Raw genomic sequence first — 1,871 nt, 5'->3', positions numbered from 1 at the left:
CGCTCCAGGGAGATATCCAGCTCGCCAAGGCAGAGCGTGGGGGTGCCTATCTGCCGTGTTCTAAGCATCCTGTTTTCGATCGCATGGCGGAAGATTGGCTTTCAATCCTGAAGTTGCCCATTCCCGGCCATGACGCAGTTCCGCACCTTGTGACCACTGCTGGTCTCAATCTGCTTCTCTATCAACTCGATCGGGCAAGAGAGCTGCTTGATCGTTCTCCTGTCGAACTGGTTTGCGAAATCGTCTCGCCAAAAAAGTCCGTTGTGCGGGATCTGTCGGCCGACTCCTATCAACACAACAACATGCTGCCGCAACTGGCGATCGAGCGTTTTATCCTGCGCATTGCCGAGACGCAGGCCTGGACTGCGGCCGTTGCATCTGACGAACCCGTCTTGAGGGCCAGTGACCTCATGCAGCGCGAGTTCGGATGGCCAGACGGGGACGAAGACGAGACTGTCGGCGATCCGAAGCAACTGCTTGACGAGCTGCTCAGGAAGGCCACCACGCGTCACAAACAGCACGTGGGTAAAATTCATGCGACATGGTCGCGCGCAATCGGATTGTCGTCGCGTCGATCGAGCCGTCGCGTGCGCTATGCACCAACCGATCGGCTGCTGAAGACCCTCGTCGTGGCGTGCGTGGACAACAGACTTGAATTTAAAGACTTCCTGGTGCGCTTACATCAGCGCTACGGGATCGTCATCGGGGATGCGCAGGCACGATCGTTTGTCGATGCCGGGACCGCGGATCAGGAAGACTTTTCGGACAATGCGCATCGCCTTGAAGAGCGATTGGCAAGCCTCGGTCTTCTCAGACGCCTATCCGATAGTTGCGCCTACGTCGAAAACCCATTCCAGAGAGCGAGAGCCGAGTGAACCCCTCTGATCTCATTGGCGCCGCCGGCGCGACATCGATGCGTTTGCGTCTTGACGCGCTCTCGCCGGACGATGGCATGGCGCGCTACCTTCTTGATCGTCTGACCGGCGAGCAGGTCGCTGCGATCACTCAGGCGTTACTCACCGATGCGAAAGCCACCGAGCTTTTGAAAATCGCGCTGCCGCGCAGCCTGGTTTCACCCTTCGGACTTCCGGAAAGCGTAATGACGGACGAGCGGATGGTGGCGATCCGGCACGCCGACTGCGACCGTCCGGCACTTCTTTTTGCCAACACGGATGAAGACCAAGGTGCCTCCCTCGGGGATGTGACCCTGATCGGGGCGAAACAGCTGACGGAAGAGTCAGGGCCTTGGGTCGAGGCGGCCGCCGTGGGCCTGGGTCTGAGCGAGAGCCAGATCGCGACCTGGAGGGCTGCGTTGAGGGGACTGACCGCGGCCGATGACTGGACGCTCCACCAGATTGCAACCTACGTCGCCATGACCCGAACCCGTATTGAAACCGATGCGGTGCCGGTCACGGATGCACTGGGATGGGCATTGCCCGCATTGCGCCTACCACGCGACAGCGGCTACTTCCTAGGGCTTGGCGAACGCGATCGCGAAGTCCCGCGTCGGTGGAAGAAGCTGTTTGAAAAGCTCGTCGCCGATCGCAAACCATTGATGGTCAAGCAGCGCCCCAATCGCCAGCTCGTCGAAAATGAAGAGTTGAGAGAGCAGTTCGCGGAGGTGCGGGACGATATCCCCGCGGAGGTCCATCCTGCCATCGAGGCCTTCATTGAGGCCGCGCCAGGCTGGGGCCTAGAAGCAGAGGCGCTCAGCCTGTTCGAATGGGAGGCTGAGAGCGTTCTTCAGCTGTTTTCCGGGATCAAGCTGAAGAAAACGTCGCTCGCCCAAGAGACAATCAATTTCTTCGAGTTCACGTTTCCCGACCGACTGAGTCCAGCCGACAACGAGTACCTCCGCGTTCTCAAGGGAC

2 protein-coding genes are annotated in these 1,871 nt (G+C 59.5%); both read left to right on the top strand.

Annotated elements, in window-relative coordinates; all coding sequences use genetic code 11:
• Positions 1 to 875 (top strand): hypothetical protein (locus EOA29_RS34975; RefSeq protein WP_210213214.1); only part of this gene is annotated, 875 nt, incomplete at its 5' end.
• Positions 872 to 1,871: hypothetical protein (locus EOA29_RS34970; RefSeq protein ID WP_210213213.1), on the top strand; the 1,000-nt coding region annotated here is incomplete at its 3' end. The genes EOA29_RS34975 and EOA29_RS34970, both read left to right, overlap by 4 nt.

The organism is Mesorhizobium sp. M1E.F.Ca.ET.063.01.1.1 (assembly GCF_003998155.1).
Taxonomy (GTDB): domain Bacteria; phylum Pseudomonadota; class Alphaproteobacteria; order Rhizobiales; family Rhizobiaceae; genus Mesorhizobium.
The sequence above is the reverse complement of the archived record's forward strand: the minus strand, read 5'-3'. Positions and strand labels throughout refer to the sequence as shown.